Annotated in this window: 19 protein-coding genes; 11 read left to right on the forward strand and 8 right to left on the reverse strand. The window is 70.3% G+C overall.

Annotated elements, in window-relative coordinates:
• Positions 1 to 12 precede the first annotated feature (12 nt).
• The 5 genes from OHA11_RS18975 to OHA11_RS18995 all read left to right on the forward strand — a co-directional run bounded on the left by OHA11_RS18975 (position 13) and on the right by OHA11_RS18995 (position 3,542).
• Complete coding sequence (locus OHA11_RS18975; RefSeq protein WP_266497849.1) at positions 13 to 810, forward strand: SDR family oxidoreductase; 798 nt, start codon at positions 13 to 15, stop codon at positions 808 to 810.
• 321 nt (positions 811 to 1,131) lie between these two features.
• Complete coding sequence (locus OHA11_RS18980) at positions 1,132 to 1,524, forward strand: Tat pathway signal sequence domain protein (protein ID WP_266497852.1); 393 nt, start codon at positions 1,132 to 1,134, stop codon at positions 1,522 to 1,524.
• Positions 1,525 to 1,679: 155 nt separating this feature from the next.
• Positions 1,680 to 2,318 carry a class F sortase gene (locus OHA11_RS18985; RefSeq protein WP_266497853.1) on the forward strand — a complete coding sequence of 213 codons (639 nt, stop codon included), beginning with the start codon at positions 1,680 to 1,682 and terminating at the stop codon, positions 2,316 to 2,318.
• 227 nt (positions 2,319 to 2,545) lie between these two features.
• Positions 2,546 to 3,037, forward strand: a complete 492-nt coding sequence (locus OHA11_RS18990) for an RNA polymerase sigma factor (RefSeq protein WP_266497854.1) — start codon at positions 2,546 to 2,548, stop codon at positions 3,035 to 3,037.
• The gene (locus OHA11_RS18995; RefSeq protein ID WP_323186591.1) at positions 3,021 to 3,542 is read left to right on the forward strand and encodes a hypothetical protein; all 522 of its coding nucleotides are present in this window, start codon (positions 3,021 to 3,023) and stop codon (positions 3,540 to 3,542) included. The genes OHA11_RS18990 and OHA11_RS18995 overlap by 17 nt, the downstream gene beginning before the upstream one ends.
• A 4-nt stretch (positions 3,543 to 3,546) precedes the next feature.
• On the opposite strand, the gene OHA11_RS19000 is transcribed toward OHA11_RS18995, so the two are convergent.
• The 3 genes from OHA11_RS19000 to OHA11_RS19010 form a co-directional block, all read right to left on the reverse strand.
• Positions 3,547 to 4,119, reverse strand: a complete 573-nt coding sequence (locus OHA11_RS19000) for a hypothetical protein (protein ID WP_266497856.1) — start codon at positions 4,117 to 4,119, stop codon at positions 3,547 to 3,549.
• Positions 4,120 to 4,286: 167 nt separating this feature from the next.
• Positions 4,287 to 6,872: a bifunctional FO biosynthesis protein CofGH gene (locus tag OHA11_RS19005; RefSeq protein ID WP_266497858.1), complete on the reverse strand. Its 2,586-nt coding sequence runs from the start codon at positions 6,870 to 6,872 to the stop codon at positions 4,287 to 4,289.
• A 110-nt stretch (positions 6,873 to 6,982) separates the two neighbouring features.
• A complete protein-coding gene (locus OHA11_RS19010; RefSeq protein WP_266497859.1) occupies positions 6,983 to 7,828 on the reverse strand; it encodes an LLM class F420-dependent oxidoreductase in 846 nt (281 codons plus the stop codon).
• Between the two features lie 900 nt (positions 7,829 to 8,728).
• Between OHA11_RS19010 and OHA11_RS19015 the strand changes: the two genes are divergently transcribed.
• The gene (locus OHA11_RS19015; RefSeq protein ID WP_266497861.1) at positions 8,729 to 9,403 is read left to right on the forward strand and encodes a hypothetical protein; all 675 of its coding nucleotides are present in this window, start codon (positions 8,729 to 8,731) and stop codon (positions 9,401 to 9,403) included.
• Between the two features lie 209 nt (positions 9,404 to 9,612).
• Here OHA11_RS19015 and OHA11_RS19020 read toward each other — a convergent pair whose 3' ends face one another.
• Entirely contained in the window at positions 9,613 to 10,656 is a 1,044-nt protein-coding gene (locus OHA11_RS19020; protein ID WP_266497863.1) for a hypothetical protein, read from the reverse strand.
• On the reverse strand, positions 10,653 to 11,261 hold the full coding sequence (locus tag OHA11_RS19025; RefSeq protein WP_266497865.1) for a sigma-70 family RNA polymerase sigma factor: 609 nt from the start codon (positions 11,259 to 11,261) through the stop codon (positions 10,653 to 10,655). Before OHA11_RS19025 ends, OHA11_RS19020 begins: the two co-directional genes overlap by 4 nt.
• A 384-nt stretch (positions 11,262 to 11,645) precedes the next feature.
• Here OHA11_RS19025 and OHA11_RS19030 point away from each other — a divergent pair, with 384 nt between their 5' ends.
• Positions 11,646 to 13,229, forward strand: a complete 1,584-nt coding sequence (locus OHA11_RS19030) for a CehA/McbA family metallohydrolase (protein WP_266497867.1) — start codon at positions 11,646 to 11,648, stop codon at positions 13,227 to 13,229.
• 2 nt (positions 13,230 to 13,231) lie between these two features.
• Here the strand turns inward: OHA11_RS19030 and OHA11_RS19035 are convergent, their stop codons facing one another.
• From OHA11_RS19035 to OHA11_RS19045, 3 genes are all read right to left on the reverse strand, one after another.
• The gene (locus OHA11_RS19035) at positions 13,232 to 15,070 is read right to left on the reverse strand and encodes a DUF4328 domain-containing protein (RefSeq protein WP_266497869.1); all 1,839 of its coding nucleotides are present in this window, start codon (positions 15,068 to 15,070) and stop codon (positions 13,232 to 13,234) included.
• Positions 15,071 to 15,221: 151 nt separating this feature from the next.
• Entirely contained in the window at positions 15,222 to 16,835 is a 1,614-nt protein-coding gene (locus OHA11_RS19040; protein ID WP_266497871.1) for an alpha/beta hydrolase, read from the reverse strand.
• 144 nt (positions 16,836 to 16,979) lie between these two features.
• Positions 16,980 to 17,627 (reverse strand): TetR/AcrR family transcriptional regulator, encoded by a 648-nt coding sequence (locus OHA11_RS19045; RefSeq protein ID WP_266497873.1) that lies wholly within the window; start codon positions 17,625 to 17,627, stop codon positions 16,980 to 16,982.
• 176 nt (positions 17,628 to 17,803) lie between these two features.
• On the opposite strand from OHA11_RS19045, the gene OHA11_RS19050 reads away from it, so the two are divergent.
• The 4 genes from OHA11_RS19050 to haaT all read left to right on the forward strand — a co-directional run bounded on the left by OHA11_RS19050 (position 17,804) and on the right by haaT (position 23,581).
• Positions 17,804 to 18,835, forward strand: coding sequence for a medium chain dehydrogenase/reductase family protein (locus OHA11_RS19050; RefSeq protein ID WP_266497874.1), 1,032 nt, complete (start codon positions 17,804 to 17,806; stop codon positions 18,833 to 18,835).
• A 218-nt stretch (positions 18,836 to 19,053) separates the two neighbouring features.
• On the forward strand, positions 19,054 to 19,806 hold the full coding sequence (locus OHA11_RS19055) for an SRPBCC family protein (RefSeq protein WP_266497877.1): 753 nt from the start codon (positions 19,054 to 19,056) through the stop codon (positions 19,804 to 19,806).
• 177 nt (positions 19,807 to 19,983) lie between these two features.
• Complete coding sequence (locus OHA11_RS19060) at positions 19,984 to 20,379, forward strand: nitroreductase/quinone reductase family protein (protein WP_266497879.1); 396 nt, start codon at positions 19,984 to 19,986, stop codon at positions 20,377 to 20,379.
• 409 nt (positions 20,380 to 20,788) lie between these two features.
• Positions 20,789 to 23,581 carry a cyclophane-containing RiPP biosynthesis TPR protein HaaT gene (haaT, locus tag OHA11_RS19065; RefSeq protein ID WP_266497881.1) on the forward strand — a complete coding sequence of 931 codons (2,793 nt, stop codon included), beginning with the start codon at positions 20,789 to 20,791 and terminating at the stop codon, positions 23,579 to 23,581.
• Positions 23,582 to 23,679 lie beyond the last annotated feature (98 nt).

Here is a 23,679-nt window from a genome sequence, read left to right on the forward strand (position 1 = left end):
CGGAGGGTCGACATGCGGATCGCTGTAGCGGGTGGGACCGGGCTGGTCGGGCGGTATGTCGTCGATGAACTGGTCACAGCCGGGCATGACGCGGCGGTGCTGGCCAGGTCGCGAGGTGTGGACCTCGTCTCGGGCGCCGGCCTCGACGCCGCCATGGCGGGCGTGGAAGCCGTCGTCGACGTCAGCAACGTACAGACCACCAACGCCAAGAAGGCGGTCTCCTTCTTCGAAAGCGTCGGCCGGAACCTCCTGGACGCCGGCGCCCGGGTCGGCGTACGGCATCACGTAGCCCTGTCGATCGTCGGCCTCGAACGCGTCGGCTTCGGCTACTACCAGGGGAAACTCCGCCAGGAGGAGCTGGTGGCGACGCACGGGGCCGCGACGCGCGGGGCGGCGAAGCACGGGGCCGCGACGCCGTGGACTGTGCTGCGGGCCACGCAGTTTCACGAGTTCCCGCAGCAGATCCTCGACCGGATGCCGGGTCCGCTGGCGGTGGTGCCCCGGATGCGTACGCAGCCGGTGGCGGCCCGGGAGGTCGCCCAGCATCTCGTGCGGCTCGTCCTCGGACCGGCGCAGGGTATGGCGCCGGAGCTCGCCGGGCCGCGGGTAGAGGAGCTCGTCGACATGGCGCGCAAGCTGCTGCGGGCCTCGGGCCGGCGTCGGCTGCTGGTGCCGGTGACGTTCCCCGGCGCCACCGGGCGGGCCATGAAGGGCGGCGGCAACCTGCCGACCGGACCGGGGTCCCGCGGCACCCAGACCTTCGACCAGTGGCTCGCGGAGAACGTCCGGCACGTTGCGCAAGGGGGCTGAGCGCCTCATGCCCACCTCACCCGGTTCGGGCCGGGACCCCGCGTCCAGCCCCGGCCCCGGTTCCGGTCCCGGTCCCGGTCCCGGTCCCGGTTCCGGTCCCGGTTCCGGTTCCGGTTCCGGTTCCGGTTCCGGCCAGAGCCTCCACTCGTGGACCCGTGCGCAAAGGATTCCCTAGCCGACGGCGACAGTCGGCATCGACAGCCGGCCAACGGCTTTGCCTTCTCTTTACAACCCGGTCCCCCGCTGTCTCGTCTCTTTGCGCGATCCGTACCTCAGCCCGCCAGGCCTCCTGGCGGGCTGACCGACGAAGGAGAGCGATTCATGCGCCGAACTGTCCTCAGCGCCATAGCCCTCGCGTGCACCGCCGTACTGGCGACCTCCGTGCCCGCGTTCGCCGACGGGGCGGCCCCGACCGCGGCCCCGAGCCAGGCCGCCGCCGACACGGACCCGACGCCGGCCCCGAGCGACAAGCCGACCACGGCGCCCGCGCCCGCCGAAACCGCCCCGACGGTCGCGCCGTCCCCCGCACCGACCAAGGCGCCGGGCGGGGGCGAGGTCTCCGTCGTACCGAGCGGAGCGCCCGACACCGGTGTGGCGCCGGCGTCGACGCAGTCCGGATCCGAGGGCGCGCTGATCGCCGGGGGCGCCGCCGCGTTCGCCGCCGCCGGTGCGGCCGTCTTCGTCGTACGGCGTCGGCGGGCGACCGGGGCATGACCTTGCCCTCCAGGCGCGGGGCCTCCAGGGGTGGATCCCCCGGGAGCGGGACCTTCGGGAGCGGGACCTTCGGGAGCGGGTCATCCGAGCACGGCCGTTCCCAACACAGTCCGTCCCAACACGGGCTCTCCCGGCGCGCGTTCGTCGCCGCGGCGATGGCCACGTTGCTCGTGAGCTGCGACAGCCAGTCGGCCGACCCGAACACGACCGACGGGACCAGGACCGGCAGCGGGAACGGGAGCGGGAACGGGAGCGCACCCGATCAGGCCGGGAACGGCCGTGCCGGGAGCACACCGCCCCCTTCGTCGCCCTCCGCCAACTCGGCGCAGGCCCTTCGGCGTTCGGTGCCGGTCAGGTTGCGGATCCCGGCCATCGAGGTCGACACCCCGGTCATGCGGCTGGGGCTGGCCCCGGACGGCAGCGTGGAGGTGCCGCCGATCGCGGCGGACGACCAGGCGGGCTGGTACCGGCACTCGCCGACGCCCGGCCAGGTCGGCCCGTCGGTGATCCTCGGCCACGTCACGGTCGGCTCCTACGGCGACGGGGTCTTCCGCCACCTCGCGCGGTTGCGCCGGAACGACCGGATCGTGGCGCGCCTGGAGAACGGCACGGCGGCGGAGTTCGCCGTCACCGCCGTACGGACGGTCGCCCAGGCCGACTTCCCGACCGACGAGGTCTACGGGAACGTGGGCCGTCCCGAACTGCGGCTCATCACGTGCGGCGGCCCCCGTACCGGTGACGGCTACCGCGACAGCGTGATCGTCTTCGCCACGCTGAGCGCCGCCAGCCCGTAGCCGGACGTACTCCGGACGTACTCCGGAACAGGCGCCCCCGGATCCTGGGCCGACGGACCGTACCGTCGATGGACGACGGTCGATGGACGGTACGCCGACGGCCCGGGATCCTCCCCCACAAGCCCAACAAGCCCAACAAGCCCCACAAACCCTACGAGCCCCGACCAGCCCGACCCAGCCCAACCAGCCCAACCAGCCCAACGAGTGCGTCACGCCCCTGGAGAGTGTTGAAACGGTCCCGCGAGAAGGCAGCGTCGGAGCTGTTCGCCGCCCTCTACCCGCGCCTCGCCGGCTGGTGCCGCCGGCTCGTCGACGACGACGAGACGGCCCACGAGATCGCCTCCGAGGCGTTCACCCGGCTGTGGGCCCGCTGGACATCCGTGGCGGAGCCCCGAGGGTTCCTCTACGTCACCGCCGCCAACCTCGTCCGGGACCACTGGCGCAAACTGGAGCGCGAGCGCAGAGCCGTACGCCGTGCCACCAGCGAAGCGGCCGTCCGCCCGCAGAACGAACAGGCCGACCCGTCGGTGCGCCTGCTCGTGCAGTCGCTGCCCGAACGGCTGCGCGTACCGATCCTGCTGCACTACTACGCTGACATGCCGATCCGCGAGGTGTCCCTGCTGACCGGGCGCAAGGAAGGAACCGTCAAGTCCGACCTCCACGCGGCCAGAGAAATACTCCGCGCCCACCTGAGGAGAAGCGTTGATCACACCCTCTGAGGACGGTCCGGACCTCGACCACCACGACGACCCGCTCGCCGTCATCCTGCGGCCCCCCTCCGGCTACCTCGCCCCGCCCCCGGGCGGATACGAAGCGATCCGCCGCGACGCGGCCCGCCGCCGGGTGCTCCGTGCCGCGGCCGGGGTCGGCCTGTCGTGCGTAGCCGCCGCTCTCGTGGCGCTGCCGTTCCTGCTGACCGCGCCCGGGAGGCCCGTTTCGCCGACGGTCCCGCTCGCCCCGCCGCCCGCGAGCAGCCCTTCGACCGCGCCCACTCCGCCCACCGCGTCGGCTCCGGCACCGGCGTCGTCGTCCAAGCCCGTCAGCCCCACCCCGAGCCCCGGCAAACAGATACCGTCCGAGGACTCCACCCGCGCGCCCAGCCCCACCCCGACCGACGCGGCCGACCCCACCCAGGCACCGTCGTCGACACCGAGCCCGCTGTCCGTGAAGCCGTCGACGCTCGGGGACAAGACCGACACCACGGCCGACAGCGGCGTCCGCTAGGCAGCTAGTCGACGACCGCGACCTTCGTCCCCGCCATGCCGAACTTCCAGACCGCGTCGCCGTCGGCGGCCCGCATCCGGATCCCGCCGGTCGTCACGCCGGACGCGGGCGGCGGCGGAGAAGAGCCGTCCACGGCGTTGGAGAAGGCGATGTTCGTGCCGGAGCTGACGGTGAAGAAGACGATGTTCTCGATCTTCACGCCGTCGCTGCCCGTGCTGGCCGCCCGTCGCGTACCGACCGTGTACGTGCCCGGGTCCGGGCTCACCGTCCCCGGCCACACCGTGAAGCTGCGCCGGGACGCGTCGCTCGCGTCGACGAGCCAGACGCGGCGCTGGTCGAGGGAGTAGACGATGCGCCGTCCCGTGCCGGAGCCGTCCGGCACGGCGACCGGCTTGGACTCGCCGGGGTCGTCGGAGGGCTTGGCGGTCGCCGACGCGGAGGGCTTCGGCGATGCCGAGGCCGTGGGCTGCGGACCCTTCTCGGCCCTGACGGCCAGGAACGTCACCGCCACCAGAGCCGCCGCGGTCAGACCGGACACCCAGACCCACGAGGGAAGCCGTCGGGCAGGCACGGGCACGCAACTCCTCAGCTCTGATTCACCCCGTCGGAGGGTCGGATCATCCTACTCCGACGGGCACCTCGGGCGTTCCTGGCCCACTCGCCCACACGCATGCCTCACGTGCCTCACGTGCCCACACGCATGCCTCACGTGCCTCACGTGCCCACACACATGCCTCACTTGCCTTACTCCAACACCGGCAGCAGCTCCGGCAGATGCCCGTCCGAGGCCGCCGCCGCCCGCTGCCGCTCCTCCGGCACCTCGCCGTACAGGGTGGTGCGCGGCCGGGACGGGCGTCCCGCCGCCTCCGCCACCGCGATCAGCTCCTTGACGGACTTGTACGAGCCGTACGACGAGCCCGCCATCCGGGAGATGGTCTCCTCCATCAGCGTCCCGCCGAGGTCGTTGGCGCCGGAGCGGAGCATCTCCGCCGCGCCCTCCGTCCCCAACTTCACCCAGCTGGTCTGGATGTTGGGGATGTGGGGGTGCAGCAGGAGCCGCGCCATCGCCATCACCGCGCGGTTGTCCCGCGTCGTCGGACCCGGCCGGGCGATCCCCGCCAGGTACACCGGCGCGTTCGTGTGGATGAAGGGGAGAGTCACGAACTCCGTGAAACCGCCGGTCTGTTGCTGGATCCGGGAGAGCGTACGGAAGTGGCCGAGCCAGTGGCGGGGCTGGTCCACATGCCCGTACATCATCGTGGACGAGGAGCGGATGCCCAGCTCGTGCGCGGTGGTGATCACCTCGATCCACGTCGCCGTCGGCAGTTTGCCCTTGGTGAGGACCCAGCGGACCTCGTCGTCGAGGATCTCGGCGGCCGTGCCGGGGATCGAGTCGAGGCCCGCCTCCTTGGCCGCCGTCAGCCATTCGCGGATCGACATACCCGTGCGGGTGGCGCCGTTCACGACCTCCATCGGCGAGAAGGCGTGGACGTGCATGCCGGGCACCCGCTCCTTCACCGCGCGAGCGATGTCGAAGTAGGCCGTCCCCGGCAGGTCCGGGTGGATGCCGCCCTGCATGCAGACCTCGATGGCCCCCACGTCCCACGCCTGTTGGGCACGGTCGGCCACCTGGTCGAGCGACAGGGTGTACGCGTCGGCGTCCGTGCGGCGCTGGGCGAAGGCGCAGAAACGGCAGCCGGTGTAGCAGACGTTGGTGAAGTTGATGTTCCGCGTGACGATGTACGTGACGTCGTCGCCGACGGCCGACCTGCGGACGTCGTCGGCGATCCGGCAGAGCGCGTCCAGCGCCGGTCCGTCCGCGTGCAGCAGCGCGAGTGCCTCGTCGTCGGTGAGGCGGGTCGGGTCGTCGGCGGCCGTCGCCAGCGCGGCCCGGACGTCCGTGTCGATCCTGGACGGCACCATGCCGGGCGCCGCGGCCTCCCGCAGGGCGTCCCAGTCTCCGTACACGTGGTCGTAGTCCTCGCGCCGGTCGCCCGTCCGCCCCTCGGTGTCGATGGACGCGTGCAGGTCCGTACGGCCCGACGACGTGAACGCCTCCTCGGGCTCCTGCCACGGGTGCCCCTCCACGACCGCGTCCGGCACGGCGAGCCCGGTCTCGGGGTCGGCGAGCGCCCGTACGTGCGGGAGCAGCCGCGGGTCCAGCCACGGCTCGCCGCGCTGCACGAACTCCGGGTAGACGCAGAGGCGTTCGCGGAGTTCGAAGCCCGCCTCGGCCGACTGCTCGCGCAGGAGCTCGATCTGCGGCCAGGGGCGCTCGGGGTTGACGTGGTCGATGGTGAGCGGCGAGACCCCGCCCCAGTCGTCGATGCCGGCGCCGATCAGCCGCCCGTACTCGGAGTCCACGAGGTTGGGCGGTGCCTGGAGACAGGCCGACGGGCCCATGATGTGCCGAGCGACCGCGACCGTCGCGACCAGTTCGTCGAGCTCGGCGTCCGGCATGCCGCGCATCGCCGTGTCCGGCTTGGCGCGGAAGTTCTGGATGATCAGTTCCTGGATGCCGTGGTAGGCGCGGGCCACGCGGCGCAGCGCGAAGAGCGAGTCCGCGCGCTCCTCGTAGGTCTCGCCGATGCCGATCAGCACGCCGCTGGTGAAGGGGACCGACGAGCGGCCCGCGTCCTCCAGGACACGCAGGCGTACGGCCGGTTCCTTGTCCGGGGAGCCGTAGTGCGGGCCGCCCGGCTCGCTCCACAGCCGGGTCGCCGTCGTCTCCAGCATCATGCCCATGCTCGGCGCGACGGGCTTGAGCCGCTGGAAGTCGGTCCACGACATGACACCCGGGTTGAGGTGCGGGAGCAGGCCCGTCTCCTCCAGGATGCGGACCGAGATGGCCCGTACGTACGCGATCGTGTCGTCGTAGCCGTGCGCGTCGAGCCATTCGCGGGCCTCGGGCCAGCGGTCCTCGGGCTTGTCGCCGAGGGTGATCAGGGCTTCCTTGCAGCCCAGTTCGGCGCCCTTGCGGGCGATGTCGAGGACCTCGTCCGGGGACATGAACATCCCGTGCCCGGCCCGGCGCAGCTTGCCGGGGACCGTGACGAACGTGCAGTAGTGGCATTTGTCCCGGCACAGCCGGGTGAGCGGGACGAAGACGCTCTTCGAGTACGTGATGACGCCGGGGCGGCCCGCCGCGTCCAGGCCCGCGTCACGCACCCGGGCGGCGGACGCGGTCAGGTCGTCCAGGTCGGCGCCGCGCGCCTGGAGCAGGACGGCGGCCTCGGTGACGTCGAGGGCGACGCCGTCGCGGGCACGTTTGAGGGCGCGACGCATGGCGTTCGCGGTGGGCCCGGTTCCGGAGGTCGCGGAAGTCGTCATCCTTCGAGCATACGATCGCTTTGATCAGGCCCTATCAGGCGCTGGCAGGCATTAGCAGGCACTGTCAGGCACCACTCGTATTCCGTGTGACGTCTGGCCCTCGCGCGGCGCTACAGGTACTTGGCGTATTCGTCCAGTACGCGCAGTACGTCCGCCTCGGCGGCCGGTGGCAGCTGAAGGACGACCTCCTCGATGCCGAGGTCCGCGTAGTGCGCGAGTTTGCCAGCGCTGGGCAGTACGGCGTACGGCACGACCTGGAGGGCCTCGGGGTCGCGGCCCGCCTCGGCCCAGGCGGCCCGCAGGACGGGGACGGACTCCGTCAGGCCCCGGCCGCCGATCGGCAGCCAGCCGTCCGCGTACTCGCTGATGTGCGAGAAGAGCTTCGGCCCGGCCGCGCCCCCGACGAGCGTGCGCGGCCCGACGACGGGTCCGCGCGGTTTCCGTACGGGCTTGGGGTGGGCGTGGCTGGCCCGTACGGAGCCGAACTCGCCCTCGTAGCCGGTCGGTTCGGCCGACCACAGGGCCCGCATCAAGGCCATCCGGTCCCGGACGAGCTCCCGTCGCGTACGCCAGTCGACGCCGTGGTCGGCGGCCTCCTCGACGTTCCAGCCGAAACCGAGGCCGAGGGTGAAGCGGCCGCCGGAGAGGTGGTCGAGGGTCGCGATCTGCTTGGCGAGGCCGATCGGGTCGTGCTGGGCGACCAGGGTGATGCCGGTGCCGAGCGCGAGCGTCTCGGTGACCGCCGCCGCCTGGCCGAGCGCGACGAAGGGGTCGAGGGTGCGGCCGTACTCGGGCGGCAGCTCGTCGCCCGCCGGGTACTGGGTGACGCGCTCCACGGGGATGTGCGTGTGCTCGGGCAGATAGAGCCCGGCGAAGCCGCGTCGCTCCAGCTCACGGGCGAGCAGGGTCGGAGTGATCGTCTCGTCGGTGAGGAAGATCGTCACGGAGATGCGCATGCCACATCTCTACCGGCGCACGGCCCAAGTGTCCATACCGACCGGTCGGCACTCCAAATACGCCGCATAGCCCGACTCGCCCAATCCGAATCGCGCAATCCGACTGCTCGAACTGCGAGGACCAAAGCCGGTGTCGGACCTGGAGTGGCTCCGCCCACGGTCCGAGGCGCGGGACCCGGGTGCCGGGGCGACGCGGGTCGGCCTTCGCGGCAAGGGTGCCGAGAGTGGCGCCCGGGCAAAGCTGGGCGGTTGACCGGGAGGGAAACCGCCGCGTGCGCTCGTCTTCGACTACCGCCCCAATCCTAACCGGTATAGCGGATAAGATGAACCTGTCGGCCAGAAAGCCGACTCAATCGGAGCAAAGGGGTCGCCATTCATGAAGTCATACGGGCTGTCGGACAGCGGGAGGCCACATCCCCCCTCTTCTCCGGATACCGCCACCCTCGGCGGCGGCGTGATCGAGCGATGGACTCGGCCACTGATGCTCATCCTCGGTCTCTTCGTGGCGCGACACTTGGAGGACCCGTCCTCCGAGTCCTTTGGCCTCGAAGTGGCCAAGGCAACCGGCCTGGGCGTTGGCACCACATACCCCGTACTACGGAGGCTGCAAAGGGCCGAATGGCTATCCGCACGCGAGGAGGAGCCTGACGGGCCTCGCGACTCGGCGCGACCGCCTCGCGTCTACTACCGCATCAATCCGGATCATCTCGGAACAATCCGCCAGGAGTTGGCCGAGCGCGACGCGGTCCGGCGAGCGAGGCGGCCGTCGGTAACGGGAGTCCAGGCTCCCGCGTCTACGTGATGGGGACCGTCCCCTCGACCTAGTAGGCAAAGGACCACAACAACGTGGCGAGGCACTCAAACAGCCGTTCCTCAGTGTCACTTCGGGCCCTTCTCGAAGTGACACAGGACGTCGTGATCTACGGCGGCCTCGGAATGGCCGTCCTGGCCGGCGGGAACCTACTCGCCGGAAACAATGACCCCGGTCGCCTGGTGCTGCTGTGCACGAGCGTCGGCATCGGACTCGTGGGGTATTCCGTGGTGCGAGCCCTGTGGCTCGTCCTCGGAGTGATGTTCTTCCTCGCGCGCTACACAGCCAGGACCACCATGCGGTACGCGGTGGTCGGCAAGTCCCTGGCGGGAGGCCCCGTCTCCAAGGTCGCGGCGCGGCTGCTGCCGCGCTCGTACCGGGATGGCTGGCTGCACGATGTGCGGGAGTCGACTTACTACAGCGGCGAGTACGGCTTCATGGCCGTCGCCACGCTGCTCGGCAACGTTGTCGCCTACCCATGGGTGGTGATGAGGGCCTGGCTGGAGACCATGGGCCTCATCAGCCCGGTTCCGGGTCAGCGGCCTGATGTGCGGCAGTGCGCGAAGAAGAGCACGGATGCTGCCGCGCATCGGTTGCGGATCCTGGAGGGGACCGTCACCCAGGTGTGGCACGAGATGAAGATCGCGGTGATCCTGGCCTTGCTCGCGGCCTTCGCGATCGAGCCGGTGTGGCACCTCTCGTCGTACGTGCTGCACCACTTCGGGTTGGTCTGGCCGTGGGAGTTCTACTTCCCGCTGCACTGAGTCCGATCACCCGCGCAACATGGAAGCGGCCCAATGACAGTGGGCCGCTTCCATGCGTGATACAGAATACGCGGGTCGCCCCAGCCCGCCGAGGCGACCGCGATCACGGGTAAGCCCGACTCCCATCCGGTCTGACGCGCACCAGCCTCGGCGAGGCCCAGCCCCCGATGACGAATGATCCCGGACGGCCGATCTCAAGGTCCGGGAAATCACTTCGAACTGGGGTAGACGTCAACCACTGACGTGAAAACGCTTCCGTTTCCTTGCAGCCGGTCATAGGTGGAGGGGCTCAACTGCCAGCGGTCATCGACCCACTCGAGTTCGAAGGTGCCTCGCACTCTTGGGACGCTCGCGAGGGATTCATCACGCGACGCCCTGGTGAACTCCACAACGGTCTTTCCATGCGTCAGAGGGGTCACTCCGTCGATGTCGACCATGGCGACCCGTGCGCGGGCGTAGGGGTTTTCCTCCCAGGTGATGCTGATCAACCTCACGCAGTTGGCCGCCTGTGGAGCAGCGATCTCACACCATGCGCGGCCGTTCCCCAGCTCTTCGGCGGTTCGCATTTGTTCCGCTGTTTGATAGGCCCCGTCCGCTCCAGGCCGACGCACGACAGCCAGGTCTACGCTCCCGTCGCTCCTGTCACCGCCAGGTCGAGGCGTGGGCAACGACCCCACAGACGAGGGAAACGGCCTACCGGGCGGGGGCAACGGCCCAGCGGACGAATACACACCGCTGGTGGCGAGGACGCCCCCGACGGCGATGACGAAGCCGAGCAACACGGCGATGAGACCGCCGCGACGGGGCTCTCTGCCGCGAATGTTCCTTACGGAGGGTGGTACGGAAGTGCGCCTGTAGGCGGGTTTTCCAACAAGGGTGATCACATCTGAATGCGCCTCACTTGTACTTGCGGAATTCCCCTTTGCCCCGCCCTGGTTGCGCTTCTCGGCGGCTGAGACAGTCGGCACCTCGCCAACGTAGCCAGCGTCCTCCTGTACGTGCGCCACTTCGGACTCGGAGAGGCGGGCGGCAACCGCTGTCACCTCCAGTCGCTTCCGCTCCAGGACCTCGGGGGTCCACGCCAGTGTTCCCAACGAGTCGTCTCCACTGAGGGCATCGCGAAGGGCCGCATCCCGCTCGCGATGCAGTGCGGCCCGGCGGACTGCCTCAAGCGACTCGTCGCGGGCCAGCACGACTCGGTCCCGCCTCGACCTGGGATCGAACCACGTGAAGAACATGTACCTCCGCTTCATGAGAAAATCCCCGTCCTCCAGAGCCGGCGCCGCACCCGCAGGCTCGAATGCAGTTCGATGTTGCAGGCGCAGGCCTCGTCGAACTCGATTCGAGCGCGGCGAAGGCGCTGACGAACCGTCCCGGATTTCTCTTCCAGTACCGAGGCGATCTCCTTTGGTGTATGCCCTGCGTACGTCATCATCAGCACCTCCTCGTGCTCTGGCTTCAGCGTTCGGATGACGGCCAACGCCTGCATGACCAGGTCGGCGTTGACCACGATCTCTTCCGGAGACGGACCTTGATCCGGGATTTCGATCATCGATACGGTCCCGTCGGGTGACCGTCGGTGGAGGGGAACCTCGTCGATGTGAATCTTGCGGTAGTGATCGTTCGCCGCGTTGAAAAGCGCCCGTCTCGCGTACGCGGCGGGATACTCCCCAACACGGTCCCAGTCCTTGTTCATCTTGGCGAGGATCAGATTCAGTTCGCTGGGTCCGTCAAACCCGTGATGCCGACCTGAAAGAAATTCTGCCGTCCGGTACAAGCGCCCGGCGTTCTTTTCAAAAAAATCGTCCCACGATCCCGTGGGTGTACCGCGCGATCCCCTATGGGGCGCTGGAATCATGGACGCGATGCTCCTCGGTGTGCGGGTACCGACCCCACTAATGACGGATGCGGGAGTAGAGCGTTACCAAAAACGATGATTTCCACCCGTGTGGGTGAATGCCTGAATGTGCCTTCGACTCCACGTCAGCAGAGGTAAGTCGGCACGATCTCGCCATGACCCAGGGGTGGGAACGAATGGCGGCCGTCGTACTGCTCACGGCCGTCGCAGCGGCCGGGACGGCAGGCTGCGACGTTCGGCAGCTTCCGGGGCGCCCTGCCCCCGAAAGCTGCCGATCCCCTTCCCTTGCCTCGCAGTTCACGGCTGAATACCAGGGTTGCCGGTACTACCCCCTGCGCCACCCTGCACCGCCCATGCCACTCACGAGACCCGGGAGCAGCAGATATGTGCGAGGACGACCACCATGGCGAGCACGGCAGTGGCTCCGGCAGTGACCACGGCATCGGCAGACGCGCGCTCTTCGTGACGGGAGCCGCCGCCGCGCTTACGTTGGGAAGCGTGAGTTTTCCGAGCGAGGCCGCCGACGCGGCACGCGCGTCCGAGACCCGGACCGTCCGCGGCACCCTGCCCACCGGTTCGCCGGACTTCGTGTACCTGCCGGTCGAAGTCCCGGACGGCGTACGGGAGATCAAGGTTGCGTACACCTACGAGAGGCCCCCCGTCCCGGCGGGCACGGCGGGCAACGCGCTCGACATCGGCATCTTCGACCAGCGCGGCACCGAACTGGGCGGCAAGGGCTTCCGGGGCTGGTCGGGCGGGGCCCGCACGGAGTTCTTCATCCGCGCCGACGACGCGACGCCGGGCTACATCCCGGGCCAGGTCAAGGAGGGCACCTGGCACATCGCGCTCGGCCCGTACACGGTGGCCCCGCAGGGACTCCCGTACGAGATCACGATCACGCTGACGTACGGCGAGCCGGGCACGGCTGTGGAGCCGGTGTACCCGCCGGCGCGGGCGAAGGGCCGCGGGCGCGCGTGGTACCGGGGCGACTGCCATCTGCACTCCTGGTACTCGGACGGCCGCCGCACCCCGGCGGAGATCGCGGCCCTCGCACGGGCGGCGGGCCTGGACTTCATCAACTCGTCCGAGCACAACACGCACTCCGCGCACGCCCATTGGGCCGCGGAGGCCGGTGACGACCTGCTGATCATGGTGGGCGAGGAGGTGACGACGCGCAACGGCCACGTCGTCGCGCTCGGCACCGACCCGGGGACGTTCGTCGACTGGCGCTACCGGGCGCGCGACAACCGCTTCGGCAAGTACGCGCGGGAGATCCGCCGCGCGGGCGGCCTGGTCGTCCCGGCCCACCCGCACGCCACCTGCATCGGCTGCAACTGGAAGTTCGGCTTCGGCGAGGCGGACGCGGTCGAGGTGTGGAACGGCCCGTACGGTCCCGACGACGAGGTGTCGCTGGCCGACTGGGACGGCATGCTGGTCGCCTCGGTGCGCGACCGGGAGAACCGGAACGGCGGGAACGGCGGGGACGGCCCTGGCTGGATCCCGGCGATGGGCAACAGCGACGCCCACCGCGACCCCGACCCCATCGGCACCCCGCAGACCGTGGTCCTCGCCGACGACCTGACCCACGAGGCGATCCAGGAGGGCATCCGCGCGGGCCGCTCGTACGTGGCGGAGTCGCGGAAGGTGTCGCTGGCGTTCTCCGCCACCGGCCCGAAGGGCGAACACGCGGGGATCGGCGGCCGGTTGAAGGTGGACCGCGAGGCCCCCGTCACCGTCCGCCTGGAGGCCACGGGTGTGCCCCGCTGCACAGTCCGCTTCGTCACGGACCAGGGCGTGCTCCACACGAGCGCGGTCCTGTCGGTGTCCGGCTCGGGGACGGTGGAGTGGCGTACGACGGCCCAGTACGCGGCGTACGTACGGGCGGAGGTACGGCACGAGGCGGCGGCGGGCCCGCTGCCGGGAGCGCTGGCCGCGTTCACGAACCCGATCTTCCTCGGGCGCGCGTAGCGCTACTGGGCGCCTCCTCCTCGGATGCGGTTCTGCTGGAGGGACGTCAGCCGGGTCACGACGAGGATGGCCAGCACGGCGGTCACGACGCCGATGAAGGTGGTGAACAGCGAGCTGACGATGACGTCGGTGGCGCCGACGGCGAGTTTCTCGTCGTACCAGCTGGTGAACGAGCCTCTCAGGTCCGTCAGGACATAGCAGAGCCAGAACCACCACCACGTGTGCAGCAGCCACCGCCTGGCGCCCGTCGGCCGGCCGGTCGTCACCGTCCAGATGTCGTTGCTGATCTGCTTCGGCATGTAGAGGTTGACGACCGGGATGAACCACGAGCCGGCCGCCATCCCGAGTGAGTGGCGGACGCGCCCCGGCGCGAAGGCCTCGGCGTTGTTGCGCGTGCGCTGGAACCAGAACGCCCACACGATCACCACGGTCAAGCCCACCAGTACGTCGAGGAGGTCGGCCGCCACCGTCGCGATTCTCAGGCTCTCGAAGTCCTCGATGAGCTTGGGGGCGGACAAACTGTCCTCCGCGCTGAGCTGGGAGAAGGCCGTCCCGAGGACGGCGGCCCGGAACAGCAGCGGCAGCGTGTACAGGCCGAGCAGAACGGACAGGGCCGTCGCGAGCCCTCGGGTGGAGCGGGCGTACGGGCGGGGGGCGCCGGCCCCGGAGTGGTACGGGGCCTGCGGACCGCCTGACGCGAAACCGTGCGGCGGGAGAATGCCCTGCGGCGGAAGACTGCCCGGGTGGAAGCCGCCCGGCGGGGTGCCACTGCCCGGCGGAGGGGGGCTCTGCCACAGGGGCGCCGACGGGTCGTACGAGACGGGCGGGCCGAAGCCCTGCACTGGGACCGTTGCCGGTATCGGTGCGGGTACCTGTACCTGTACCGATACCGGTACCGATGGCGGACTCTGCGCCAGGCTCTGCGGGTCCTCGCTGTTCAGGAGTTGGACGGCGTGCCGGCCCAGCTCCGCCAGCACCTCGCCCGGCAGCCACGCGCCGCCCGCCACCGCCACGCCCTCGATGCCCTCGATGGAGGTCAACAGCGTGTCCAGCGAAGGCCGTTGGGACGGGTCCTTCGTGAGGCACGCCGTGATCGGCCCGTGCCACGGCTCGGGTATGCCGGTGAGGTCCGCCTCCCCCTCCGCGATGCGGAAGAGCAGCGAGTGAATGCCGCCCTCGCCCGCGCCGAACGGCAGTCGCCCCGTCAGGGTGTACGCCAGCACGACGCCGAGGCAGAAGACGTCACTCGCGAACGTCACCCGCTCCCCGCGCACCTGCTCGGGCGACATGAAGCCCGGCGACCCCACGACGGCACCCGTGAGGGTGAGGCCGTCGACGGACTGCGTGGTCGTGTCGAGGGCGCGCGCGATGCCGAAGTCGATGACGCGGGGCCCGTCGATCGTCACCAGGACGTTGGAGGGCTTGAGGTCGCGGTGCACCAGCCCCGCGCCGTGGATGGCCTGAAGCGCGCGTATGAGCCCGGTCGCCAGCGCTCGTACGGACTTCGGGGGCAGCGGTCCGTACTGCTTGTCCACCACTTCGGAGAGCGAGGGGCCGGCGACGTAGCCGGTGGCGACCCAGGGCGTCGCCGCCTCCGTGTCGGCGTCCAGCACGGGCGCCGTCCACTCGCCGCCGACCCGCTGCGCCGCCTTCACCTCCTGCGCGAAGCGCAACCGGAAGTCGGACTTGCGGGCCAGGTCCTCCCGGACGACCTTCACCGCGACCGTACGGCCGCGCTCGGAACGGGCCAGGTACACCCGCCCCATGCCGCCCTCACCGAGCCTGCCGAGCAGTCGATAACTGCCGATCCAGCCCGGATCCTCCGGAGCCAACCCCTGCATGCGTGCTCCCTCTCCCCCGGCGTCGCGTCCGCATGAGGATAAGAGATGCGTGGAAAGCGGCAGGCGGGACCCTGGTGTCTGACGGTTAAGAGGGGTGTTCCGAGCCACGGTCGCGGCCACGGTGCGGGAGCACGGCCGCCCACGGCCGGACCTAGCGGCAGTAGGTGTCCCGGGCGGGCCGTTCCCCCGTGGCGAGGTACCGCGAAACGACCCGGTCTCCGCACGCGTTGCCGTTGCCGAGATAGGCGTCGTGCCCGGTGGAGTTCACGGTCACCAGGACGGCACGCCTGCCGAGGTCGGCACGGAGTTTCAGGGCGCCGCCGAGCGGGGCGGCCGGGTCGCGCCGGTTCTGGACCATCAGGACGGTGGAGGGCCCGCGATCGGTGATCCGTACGGGATTCTCCTTCGGCGGATACGGCCAGGCGGCGCAGGCGGTCGCGTTCCTCGGCATCCCGGCGGTCAGCGGGTACTTGGCCCGGCTCGCGTCAACTTCCTTCTGGTACACGGATGCCGATGCCGAGTTGGGCCACGCCCCGTCGTTGCACATGGTGGCGAGCGCGACGGCGAGGCCGTTCTGCAGCAGGGCCTCGGGGGGCGGCTCGGGCGCGGGCGGGACGGTGCCCTTCCGCGCGGCCAGGATCAACTGGGCCAGCGCCGGAAAGCCGTCGGGGTCGTAGAACGCGTCCACCATGCCCTGTCGCAGGGCGTTCCCGTTCAGCTCGGCCGGAGTGGCACCGGGCCAGGGGATCGGCTCACGGTCCAGCCGTGCGGCGAGCCGCAGGAACATCGGCCGCACCTCGGCGGCGGTATCGGCCAGCCGGTACGGATTCCCGGGCGCCGACGCCCACTTGGCGAACTCGGGAAAGACGTCCTCGACGCCTTGCTCGAACCAGGCCCACCAGACACGGGAGACCCCGCCACGGTCGCCACTGCCGTCCTGGCTGCCGTCCAGGTTGCTGTCGAGTACGAAGCGGTCGGTGCGGTGCGGGAACAACTGGCTGTAGACGGCGCCGAGATACGAGCCGTACGAGACGCCCCAGGCCGAGAGCTTCCGCTCGCCGAGCGCCGCCCGGATGAGGTCGATGTCGCGCGCGTTGTCGGCGGTGTCGATGTGCCGGATCAACTCGCCGCCGTTGCGCTCGCAGGCGTCGGCCATCCGCCGTGCGGTGACCATGTTCCCGGCGACGGACCCGTCCGGCCCGGGCCAGGGCCGGAAGGCGGTCGAGACGAGATCACGGCGTTCGAGTCCACAGCCGACCGGCGCGGACCGCCCGTTCCCCCGAGGATCGAACACGACCAGGTCGTACGCCTCACGCACCTCCCGAGGCAGCTTCCGCGCCTTCGCCGACTGCTCTTCGAGCGTGCTGCCACCCGGCCCACCCGGTATCAGCAACAACACCCCACGACGTACGGCCGGCTTCTCACTCCGGATCCGGGAGACGGCGATGCCGATCTTCCCGCCACCGGGATCGGCGTGATCGAGGGGCACATCGACGGTCGCGCACTGCTGCCGAGCCCCGAACCCACTCCCCTCACACGCCACCCACTCAAGAGGCTTCACAGGTGGGGTGGTTGAGGAGGCGACCGATGTCGTCGAGGTGGCCGAGGCGGTCGAGGTGGCCGAGGCGGTCGCGGCGGTCGCGGCGGTCGAGATGTTCGAGCGGGTGGATCCGGTTGAGGCGGTAGCGGTGAGAGGCAGGGTGAGCCCGAGCACCACGCCGCAGGCGGCGGTCAGGGCGACGTTCCGCTTGCTCTTCTTCGTCATACGAAAGAGCCTCGCGAATCCACGCGACCCGCCCCATCCGGCCACCCGGCTTCTCCGTGGGGCGGTTTCCCGAACCGGCGCATCCCAGCGAGGCGGGACCCGGCCGGATTCGCACCGGGCGGGACCAGCCGGACGCGGGCGTGGTCAGTGCTTCAGCAAGGCGTCCACTTCTGCCGCGTACAGCAGGGCGGGGTCGAAGTCCATGCCGGTGAAGTGGCCCGCCAGTTCCAGGGACAGGACTCCGTGCAGGCGGGTCCAGAAGAGCAGGGCCCGGTGGAGGGCTGCCGGTGGGGCGGGGTGGTCGCCTGCCCAGTGGCCGTGGGTTTCGAGGTGGGTGTCGAACTGTGTTGCCGGGCGGTCCGAGGGCAGGGCCACGCAGACGTCGAGGATGGCCGCCATGATGTCCGACGCGATGCCGGTGACGTCGTCCGGTGCGTGGTAACCGGGTACGGGCGTGCCGTAGATGAGGAAGTAGCGGTGGGGGTCCGCGAGGGCCCACTCGCGCAGGGTGTGCGTGAGCGCGGTGAGGTCGGCGCCGGACGCGGCGGCCGTCCGGAAGGCGTCGGCGAGGCTGCCGTACGCGTCCCTGATCAGCTCGGTGATCAGCTCGTCGCGTCCGGCGAAGTACCGGTAGAGCGCGGGGCCGCTCATGCCCATCTGCTTGGCGATCGCGTTGAGGGACAGCGCGGTCGCGCCCGCCGTGGCGATCTGCTCCCACGCGCGCTCCTTGATCTCCGAACGCACCTGGACGCGGTAACGCTCGCGTGGGGTCTTGGTGTCGGTCTCCGCCATGGCCTGCCGCCTTCCGTACTCGTGAGGACGCCTGTCGGGATACATATTCAAGATTTAGTTAGAGGCTATCACTAAAGCCCTTGACGTGGACCTTCGCAGGAAGTTATAACTTCTAACAGAAGCGAGAACGGGTCACTCACTAGGGACTCGAAACACAGAACACAGTGGAGGAAGCCATGACCGCCGAAGCCCTCGTCGAGGTCGTCCTGCCGGGCAAGGTGGAGCCGGAGGGGCTGGAGATCCGGCTCGGAGCCGTCCCCGTCGCCGGCCCCGGCCAGGTCGTGATCCGGATGGAGGCGACCGGGGTCTCCTTCGCCGAGCAGCAGATGCGCCGCGGCCGGTACTACGACCAGCCGCCCTTCCCCTTCGTGCCCGGCTACGACCTGGTCGGGACCGTGGCGGCGACCGGCGAGGGCGTCGAGCCGGGCCTCGTCGGCATCCGGGTGGCCGCACTGGTCAAGGTCGGCGGCTGGGCCAGCCACGTACTCGTCGACGCGGCGGACGTGGTGCCGGTGCCCGACGGAGTCGGCGCGGCGGAGGCGGAGACCCTGGTGGTCAACGGCATCACCGCCTGGCAGATGCTGCACCGCAAGGCACGCGTCCGCGCCGGGCAGACCATCCTGGTGCACGGCGCCAACGGCGGCGTCGGCTCGGTCCTCGTCCAGCTCGCCCAGGCCGCGGGCGCGAAGGTGATCGGCACGGCGTCCGCACGCCACCACGACGCACTGCGGGCCCAGGGGGTCGTCCCCGTCGACTACCGCAGCAAGGACGTCGCCGGGCAGGTCCGCGCACTCGCCCCCCGCGGGGTGGACGCGGTCTTCGACCACGTCGGCGGCCCGGGCATCGTCGACTCCTGGAGTCTCCTCGCCCCCGGCGGCACGCTCGTCTCCTACGGCACCGCCTCGACCCGCGACGACGAGGGCTCCAAGCAGCTGCCCGTGCTCAAGCTGCTCGGCCGGATCTGGCTGTGGAACGCGCTGCCCAACCGCCGGAGCGCCTACTTCTTCAACATCTGGGCCGGTCGGGGCCTCGCCAAGAACCGGTTCCGGGCCCGGCTGCACGCTGACCTCACGCAGGTTCTCGTGGCCCTCCAGCGCGGTGACATCACTCCCCAGATCGCCGCGCAGATGCCGCTCTCCCGCATCGCCGACGCCCTGCGACTGGCCGAGTCCGGCACCGTCGCCGGAAAGATCGTGCTGAACCCGTAGCGACTGGACCCGTAGCGGCTGGACCCGCGGCGGCTGAACCCGTAGCGCGCCCACGGATACGCCCACCTCGCCGCCGCCCCGGTTCCACCGCCCAGTCCCCGGCCCCAGCCCCCGGCCCCAACTCCTGGCGCCGCCCCGGTCCTCGCCGCGTTCGAGGACGGCCGGGATCACCCCGGTCCACTCACCCTGCCCCGCTCACCCACCCCGAGGGGAACCTGATGTCCAGCACCCGCCCGTCCAACTCGCCCAACCCGCGGTCCCGGCCCACGGACGCGCGAACCGGCCGCTCCCGGACCGGTGTACGCCCCGGCTCAGTCACCTTCCCGCTCGCCGCCGCCGCTGCCGTCGCCGCCGTCGGTGTCGCTGTCGCCGGTGTCCTCGGAACGGCCCCGTCCGCCCAGGCCTCCCCCGGTCAGGCCCTGTCCCGGTCCCTGGCCCAGGCCCTCGGCGCCCAGCACAGTGATCCCTCCGCATGCCACGGGGAGGGCGTCGACAACACCGCCGTGATCCGCTACGAGTCCGACGTCGTGATCGACGCGCCGCTGAGCACCATCTGGAAGCTGCAGACCGACGTGGAGCGCTGGCCGTCCTGGCAGCCGCCCGTCCTCACCAGCGAACGCCTCGACCCCGGCCCGTTCCGCAAGGGCTCGCGGTTCCGGTGGACGACCCCGGCGCCGGCCACCCCCTCAACTCCCGCCACCACCCTGGAAGTCACCTCCACCGTCCGCCAAGTCCAGCGCCAGTCCTGCATCTTGTGGAGCGGGCCCGCGATCGGTGAAGGACTGCGCATCGACGAGGGGGTCCACCTGTGGACCTTCACGAAGGTCAGGGGCGGCGTCCGCGTCCACACCGAGGAGACCTGGACCGGCGCCCAGGTCGAGGCCGACGTACCCACCGCGACCGCGGCCCTCGGCGGAGGCCTCGAAGCATGGCTGCGAGACCTGAAGACCACGGCCGAGCGCCGCCGCTGAGCCTCGCCGCTGAGACCTGCCGCCGAGACCGCCCTGTCCCGCCACTCCGGCCACCCCGGCCGTTCGAGCCGGTCGGCCCTGCCTCTATTCTCGCGATCGACCGTCGACCGTCGGCCCCGGCCGGCGGCCGATGCGTGTCATCCGCTCCATCGCCCAGGACGAGGACCGACCACCGACATGTCGCGCTACCACGAGACCAAGTTCCGGGTCATCACGTCGTTCCAGCGGCGGGTCGTCAACCCGCTGGCCCGACGGCTGCCGTTCCAGACCCTCCTGGAGACCACCGGGCGGACTTCGGGGCTGCCCCGAAGGACGCCGGTCGGCGGTCGGCGGGTCGGGCAGGAGTTCTGGATCGTGTCCGAGTACGGGGAGAAGTCCCAGTACGTACGGAACATCCAGGCGAACCCGGCTGTCCGGGTCCGTGTCAACGGGCGTTGGCACCACGGCACCGCCCACCTGCTCCACCGGGACGACGCCCGCGCCCGCCTGAAGTCCCTGCCCCGGATGAACAGTGCCGCGGTGCGGGTGGTCGGGACGAACCTGCTGACGGTACGGGTCGACCTGACCGACTGACGGGCCCGGGCCTCGGGCCGCTCCTCCTGAGTAGGGCCGGGCCACCCTCGGCCCAGGAATGCGGTGATCCGCATGTCGGCTCCGGCCCAGCGGTATGCCACAGCGTTGACATAGTCCTACGGCCTGCTCACAGATCAACTGGCGCTGTCGCGAGTCGAAGAACTGCTGCGTGTCGGCGTTGAGCTCGCCCGGTCTTGGCCCTTCGGCGGGCTCAGGGCAAATACCTCCAGGCAACCAACCGATCGGAAGCAGAGGCAGTCAGTGCCGATGTTGGCGTGAGGTGTCCTTGACCAGGCGGCGAGTGCTTGGTGCTCTTGGACAGTCGGGGAGTCGATCTCGGGGGTCTCTTGGTGTCCAGTCTGGTTCCGCGTGAGCTCGTCCTACCTGGCGACAACGGCGCGGGGTCCATATGAGACTGCGCCGCGGCATGGCGATCGCCGTCGTAGCCGGCGGTGGTGCCGCCACGACGATGCTCGTGGGTCTGGTCACGAACGCCGTGTCCGAGACGTCGCACTGGCCGGCCTGGCTCGGATGGATGCAGGAACACGCCTGGTTGTCGTTCGTCATGCTCGGGGTGGTCCTGGTCGGGTTCACCGCGCTGCTCGCCATGTTGTCCGACATCGGGGCGAGCGACAGCAACGCGGAACCACTCGTGCGGGCCGATGACGGTTCCGGGACGCCAGGGGCCGCGCTCGTGCTGCGTTCGCTGCCGCGTGACACCGCCGCCTTCACCGACCGGGCTGCGGAGCTCGACCTGTTGAGGCGGTCGGTGGCGGCGTCGCAGGCGAGCGGGGAGGCGCTGCCCGTCCACGTGATCGACGGGATGCCTGGGGTTGGGAAGACAACCTTCGCGGTGCATGCCGGGCATGCGCTGGCGGGGCGGTTCCCGGATGGGCAGCTGTTCGTGAACCTGAACGGGCATACGTCGGGGCGGAATCCGGTGCAGGCGACGGAGGCGCTCGCTTCGTTGCTCGCGGCCACCGGGGTGCCGACCCAGCAGATACCGGTCGGGGATGACGTCGGCGCCGTCACTGAGGCACGAGCCGCCATGTGGCGGAGTCGGCTCGCCGATCGGAAGGCGTTGCTCATCCTCGACAACGCCGCCAGCTACCGGCAGTTGGAGCCGTTGCTGCCCGGCGGGAACGGATGCCTCGTGCTGGTGACCAGTCGGCGACGGCTGGCTGCGTACGAGGAGGTCGTGATGGCCGTTGAGGCGTTGCCGCCGGAGCATGCGATCGCGTTGTTCACGCGGCTCAGCGGGCGGCCTGGGGAGAGTTTCGACCGGGCCGTGCTGGAGGAGTTGGTGCGGCTGTGCGGGTGTCTGCCGCTCGGGGTGTCTCTGATCGCCGCGCGGTTGCGGCACCATCCCGCCTGGAGTGCCGAGGATCTGCGGGGGCGGCTGCTGGTCGCGCGGGATCGGCTTGGGGAAATACGGGCCGGGGAGCGAGCAGTGGCCGCGACCTTCGATCTCTCGTATCGGGATCTTCCGGAGGAGCGGCAGCGGTTCTTTCGTCGGCTTGGCTTGTACCCGGGTGCCGACATTGACCCATATGTCGGTGCTGCGCTTGACTCTGTTCCGGTGGCGGACGCCCGTCGGCACCTTGACGCGCTTTACGACGACCATCTGATCGACGAGAACCCGGGCAGCCGCTACCGGCTGCACGATCTCTTACGCGACTACGCCCGCGGCCTCGCTGACGAGGGGGACAGCATGAACCAGGCCCAGGACCAGGCTCAGGCCGTTCAGCGAGTGGTGACCTACTACCTGGCGGCTCTTGTCGGCGCGAACCGGCACATCGCTCGGAGTGATGCGGTTGTTCCCACTCCTTCAGGTGGCCCGTCGGGCGTTGAGACTCCCGTCATGGGGACGCGGGCTGATGCTCTGGGGTGGCTGGAGACCGAGCGCGCCAACATGTTGGCCTGCATCGAGCGGGCCAACGATCTCGACCTGCACTCCGTGGTCATCCAGCTCGCCGCGGCCATGGCCCCCTTCCTGCGGCAGGCCGGGCCCTGGGACCAGGCCGCCGGTCTGCACCGCGCCGCCGCCGAGGCCGCCCGGCACACCGGAGACCGGCAGGCGCTCGCCGGCGCGCTCGCCGAGCTGGGAGTCGTACGGCGCTTCATGGCCAACTACCCGGAGGCCGTCCGGGCCTTCGACGAAGCGGTGACGGAGTACGAGGCCGTCGGCGACCGGCATGGCAAGGCCGAGGCCCTGAACCAGGTCGGGATCGTCTGGTACATGACCGCTGACACCGACGCGGCCGCCCGGGCGCAGACCGAAGCCCTGGCGCTCTTCCGGGACTTGGGGGATCGGCTCGGGCAGGCCAACGCGCTCGCCGATCTCGGGATGGTGCGACGGCAGACCAGCCGGTTCGACGAGGCCGTGGAGACGCAGACGGAGGCTCTGGCCCTCTATCGCGACCTCGGCGACCGGTACGGTGAGGCGAATTCGCTGCGGGACCTTGGGGTCGTCCACTGCCTCATGGGGGACTACGGGCTGGCTGCCCGACGGCACCGCGAGGCGTACGACATCTATCGCGAGCTCGACGACCGGGTCCACCAAGCCTATGCATTGAATGAGATGGGTGTGGTGCGGCGGTTGACCGGTGACGTCGACGGGGCACGGGAGGCTCACGACCAGGCGCTGGAGTACTACATCGAGCTTGGTGACCAGTTCGGGCGGGCCAACAGCATCCGGCTTCTGGGCGTGCTGGAGCGGCTGGGTGGGCGCGCGGTGGAAGCCGTGGCGAGGCAGGAGGAGGCACTCGCCGTCTACCGGGAGCTCGGGAGCCGTGGTGGCGAGGCCGCCGCGCTGGGTGAGTTGGGTGCCGCGCGTGGCGCCGCGGGCGACTCGGTCGGGGCCGTGGCTGCCTGCGAGCAAAGCCTGTCGATCTTCCGGGAGTTGGGCGACCGGTGCGGTGAGGCGGAGGTGCTGAACCACTGGGGAGGGCTGCTGGGTGCCTCCGGGGAGCCCGCTGACGGGCTTGTGCGCTTCCGCGAAGCGTTGCGCGTCGCCCGGGAGATCCGGTGCCCGCTGGAGGAGGCGCGCGCCCTGGAGGGAATCGGGCGCTGTGAGCTGGCGGAGGGGGAATGCGGTCGCGCTGATGAGTCGCTGCGCGATGCGCTCGCCGTGTACCGGCAGTTGGGAGTGGCGAGCGCGGTTGCCGAGGTCGAGCGGCTGCTGGCCGCGCAGGCAGGATGAGCCGGTTCCCCGGGGAAGCGCTCAGGCGCACGTGCGCGTCGCAGCGTCATCAGAGCAGGCCACGTGGCCAGTTTCGGTATCCCGGGATGCGCTGTTGG

The sequence above is a fragment of the Streptomyces sp. NBC_00878 genome, from assembly GCF_026341515.1.
GTDB lineage: Bacteria > Actinomycetota > Actinomycetes > Streptomycetales > Streptomycetaceae > Streptomyces.

What these genes read in the sequence shown, in the direction of transcription:
- OHA11_RS19050 (WP_266497874.1), top strand. Translation starts at nt 17,804, where the DNA reads ATGACCGCCGAAGCCCTCGTCGAGGTCGTCCTGCCGGGCAAGGTGGAG.
- OHA11_RS19005 (WP_266497858.1), bottom strand. Translation starts at nt 6,872, where the DNA reads ATGACGACTTCCGCGACCTCCGGAACCGGGCCCACCGCGAACGCCATG.
- OHA11_RS19045 (WP_266497873.1), bottom strand. Translation starts at nt 17,627, where the DNA reads ATGGCGGAGACCGACACCAAGACCCCACGCGAGCGTTACCGCGTCCAG.
- OHA11_RS18985 (WP_266497853.1), top strand. Translation starts at nt 1,680, where the DNA reads ATGGCCACGTTGCTCGTGAGCTGCGACAGCCAGTCGGCCGACCCGAAC.
- OHA11_RS19025 (WP_266497865.1), bottom strand. Translation starts at nt 11,261, where the DNA reads ATGATTCCAGCGCCCCATAGGGGATCGCGCGGTACACCCACGGGATCG.
- OHA11_RS19010 (WP_266497859.1), bottom strand. Translation starts at nt 7,828, where the DNA reads ATGCGCATCTCCGTGACGATCTTCCTCACCGACGAGACGATCACTCCG.
- OHA11_RS19035 (WP_266497869.1), bottom strand. Translation starts at nt 15,070, where the DNA reads ATGCAGGGGTTGGCTCCGGAGGATCCGGGCTGGATCGGCAGTTATCGA.
- OHA11_RS19040 (WP_266497871.1), bottom strand. Translation starts at nt 16,835, where the DNA reads ATGACGAAGAAGAGCAAGCGGAACGTCGCCCTGACCGCCGCCTGCGGC.
- haaT (WP_266497881.1), top strand. Translation starts at nt 20,789, where the DNA reads ATGAGACTGCGCCGCGGCATGGCGATCGCCGTCGTAGCCGGCGGTGGT.
- OHA11_RS19030 (WP_266497867.1), top strand. Translation starts at nt 11,646, where the DNA reads ATGTGCGAGGACGACCACCATGGCGAGCACGGCAGTGGCTCCGGCAGT.
- OHA11_RS18975 (WP_266497849.1), top strand. Translation starts at nt 13, where the DNA reads ATGCGGATCGCTGTAGCGGGTGGGACCGGGCTGGTCGGGCGGTATGTC.
- OHA11_RS19020 (WP_266497863.1), bottom strand. Translation starts at nt 10,656, where the DNA reads ATGAAGCGGAGGTACATGTTCTTCACGTGGTTCGATCCCAGGTCGAGG.
- OHA11_RS19055 (WP_266497877.1), top strand. Translation starts at nt 19,054, where the DNA reads ATGTCCAGCACCCGCCCGTCCAACTCGCCCAACCCGCGGTCCCGGCCC.
- OHA11_RS19060 (WP_266497879.1), top strand. Translation starts at nt 19,984, where the DNA reads ATGTCGCGCTACCACGAGACCAAGTTCCGGGTCATCACGTCGTTCCAG.
- OHA11_RS18980 (WP_266497852.1), top strand. Translation starts at nt 1,132, where the DNA reads ATGCGCCGAACTGTCCTCAGCGCCATAGCCCTCGCGTGCACCGCCGTA.